General features: G+C 54.8%; 4 protein-coding genes. 3 read left to right on the top strand and 1 reads right to left on the bottom strand.

What is annotated here, in order from left to right:
- From SJH88_RS18765 to SJH88_RS18775, 3 genes are all read left to right on the top strand, one after another.
- Positions 1-93 carry an integrase core domain-containing protein gene (locus SJH88_RS18765; protein WP_274754630.1) on the top strand — a complete coding sequence of 31 codons (93 nt, stop codon included), beginning with the start codon at positions 1-3 and terminating at the stop codon, positions 91-93.
- A gap of 70 nt (positions 94-163) precedes the next feature.
- Positions 164-421, top strand: a complete 258-nt coding sequence (locus tag SJH88_RS18770; protein ID WP_274755345.1) for a hypothetical protein — start codon at positions 164-166, stop codon at positions 419-421.
- A gap of 71 nt (positions 422-492) precedes the next feature.
- A complete protein-coding gene (locus tag SJH88_RS18775; RefSeq protein WP_239225071.1) occupies positions 493-1869 on the top strand; it encodes a Fic family protein in 1377 nt (458 codons plus the stop codon).
- Positions 1870-1977: 108 nt separating this feature from the next.
- On the opposite strand, the gene SJH88_RS18780 is transcribed toward SJH88_RS18775, so the two are convergent.
- The coding region (locus SJH88_RS18780; RefSeq protein ID WP_274755346.1) for a hypothetical protein at positions 1978-2904 on the bottom strand (927 nt) is incomplete at its 5' end.

Genomic DNA, 2904 nt, shown 5'->3' on the forward strand with positions numbered 1-2904 from the left:
ATCGCAGATTGGATCGGCTTTTATAACCACCGGCGCCCTCATCAGGCGCTGGGCATGAAGACCCCCGCTGAGGCTTATGCTTTAGCAGCCTGACCTGTGCAGAAACCGCTGGGTCAATACAGTGCTGCCTGACGTCAACGGCATCAATCGGCTCTCCCCAGTCATGCAAAACAAGCTTCGGCTTTGGCTTTTGGGCGATGTGTTGGCCTTTAGCCGTGGTGTTTCCAAGGATGCCTATCGTGATGCCCGCAAGAAGGTCAAAACGGCAACAGGCTTGGACATTGAGCTGACTCGGAGCCCGGAGCTGCAAGCTACAGCATTCACGACTATTCGCCAGCTGTTTGAGCGGGGCTTGGGCTTTAAAACCTACGAGGAAAAGTGGGGTCTGTTGGTTCAGAGTGCTCACAAGCACCAAGGCTAGCGGCTGTCGCAACTCTCTCTTATTGCGTCAAATTATTGACGCAATTTTCATATTGCGTCATAATTCGCGTCATGAATAGCGTCAAACCACAGCAAGAACTTGACTTGTTGGTCAATGTCATTGAGCGTCACCCAGAAGGGGTGAGCGCTGAAGAAGTGCTGCAGGAATCAGGGCTGGCCCTGCAACGTCGTAGCCTTCAACGCAGATTGGCCTCATTGGTGGAGCAGGGGCGCATTCGGGTGCAGGGGCAAGCGCGGGCCGTGCGCTACTTTCCTGTTCTGGAAGATGAAAGCGCAGGTGGCGTAGCTTCTGCAGGCACAGAGGCTGCGATCGAGCCATATGTTCCTGTCAGCGCTGAAGGCGCAGCTATCAAGGCATATGTGCGCCAGCCTCGGCACCTGCGCAAACCTGTGGTCTACCGCACGGAATTTTTGGAGCAATACCACCCCAACCACACCGCGTACCTGCCTTTGAAGTTGCGGGAGCAGCTGCATGCCTTAGGACGCTCACCTGCCGAACAGACACCTGCAGGTACCTTTGCCAGGGACATTCTTAACCGCTTGCTGATCGACCTTTCTTGGGCTTCGTCACAGCTGGAAGGCAATACCTACAGCCGCTTGGATACCGCAAGGCTGATTGAGTTTGGTCAGGTGGCGGAGGGTAAGGATGCCTTTGAGACGCAGATGATCCTGAACCACAAGCAGGCCATCGAATTTCTCGTGCACTCGCCCGAGCAAGCCGTGGTGTCGCAGGACACCATCGTGGCCTTGCATGCCTTGCTCTCTGATGGCTTGATGCCTGACCCCGCCATGTGTGGCCGCATTCGCAGTCGTGCCGTAGAAATTGGCGGCAGCGTCTACCTACCCGTGGCTTTGCCTCAGCGTCTGGAAGAGTTGTTCGGCATCGTGGTGGGTATGGCCGCAGAGATCGAAGATCCTTTCGAGCAAGCCTTCTTCTTGATGGTGCACTTGCCTTACTTGCAGCCTTTCGAGGATGTGAACAAGCGTGTGTCGCGCCTGGCTGCCAACATTCCGTTCATTCGCCACAACCTGTGCCCGCTGTCATTCATTGATGTGCCGCAGCAAGCCTATGTGGATGCCATGATCGGTGTGTACGAGCTCAATCAGGTTGATCTGCTGCGAGATGTTTTTGTGTGGGCCTATGAGCGTTCATGCCAGCAGTACGTGGCTGTGCAGCAAAGTTTGGTGCCGCCAGACATCTTGCGCTTGCGCTACCGGCAAGTGCTTGGTGAGGTGATTGCAGCTGTTGTTCGCAGCGGCCAGCCAACCAATGCGGCGAGCGTCAGCGCCATGCTGCCTGCAAGTGTGCAACCTGAAGACCGCGAGCATTTCACACAGCTCGTGCTCAAGGAATTAGCGGGCTTGCATGCCGGAAATGCCGTGCGGTTTGGATTGCGGCCTCTTGAACTGGTCGGATGGAAAAATTAGTCGGACCGAGCCCCACTCATAATGTTCGCCTCTATCGAATAGGCGACCAGAGCTTAGGTTGGGGCATGGCTTGATCGTATTGGACCTGCCACTTAGGAGGTCCACGCTTCACCAAAATTTGTACCAGGGCTTGGCCGCTGACCGAGGGGGTGAGCGTTCTGCGGAGACTTCACGCTGCATGGCCTGGAATTTGTTCAAATCTGTCTGGATGCTGTGACGTTCGTTAAGGGCTTGAGTGGTTTTCTTGCGCTCAATATCGACGTCTTCACGCAAACGTACGATGGTTTGCAGCGCCTTGTCGAGTTGGATGGCCTGCGCTTCCTTCGTGGTCAGTAACTCGCCATAGGTCTGGGATGCCTTGATGTCCTGAACCGACGGTGAAGGGATGGATGGGCGGAATTCAGTGGCGGTCGCAGCATTGACCTCCGCCAGAACTGTGGTGCGTGCCTTGGCTTCTTTAGCCTCGGCGTCTGCGCGCAGCTGAGCAATGGTTTTGTAGGCTGTACTCAGCTCGACTTGCTGCAACTCAAACTTGGTGGTCAGCTCCTTGTAGCTGATCGGTTCGCTGATTGCATTTGTTTGTTTTGCACTATCTGTTAGCGGAACACGCGCATCGACTGATTTTGGGATTGTTCCGCTCTTGCCAACGGCGTTCCACCAACCCAGGCACAGGTCTCCTATGGTGGTGGTTAGGGCGCTCTCGAAATCGCGTGTGACATCGGAATAGCCAGTTTTCGCATGCACCAGTTCATGAATCAGTACGCCGGAGAATTCCTCGAAGGAATTTAGCTGAGGACGCCAAATGACGATGGAAGAGGTCGATGGATCCCAGCAACCCAAAGTTTGGCTGCTGTTCATCAAATCCGGCCGCATAGTATTCGAGATTTTGATTGCGGCGACCTTGGCGGGCCTACCTGTTGATTTCCACGCAGAACTGACCCGCAATTTCCATCTCAAACTGACCCACCCTTTGGCTTGAGCCGTAAGGCTCAAGATGTGGATAAGGTTTTGTTTCTCTCCTTCTTTGTGGACGGT

The sequence above is a fragment of the Comamonas sp. GCA5 genome (assembly GCF_036541385.1).
GTDB lineage: Bacteria > Pseudomonadota > Gammaproteobacteria > Burkholderiales > Burkholderiaceae_C > Comamonas > Comamonas aquatica.

What these genes read in the sequence shown, in the direction of transcription:
- SJH88_RS18770 (WP_274755345.1), top strand. Translation starts at nt 164, where the DNA reads ATGCAAAACAAGCTTCGGCTTTGGCTTTTGGGCGATGTGTTGGCCTTT.
- SJH88_RS18775 (WP_239225071.1), top strand. Translation starts at nt 493, where the DNA reads ATGAATAGCGTCAAACCACAGCAAGAACTTGACTTGTTGGTCAATGTC.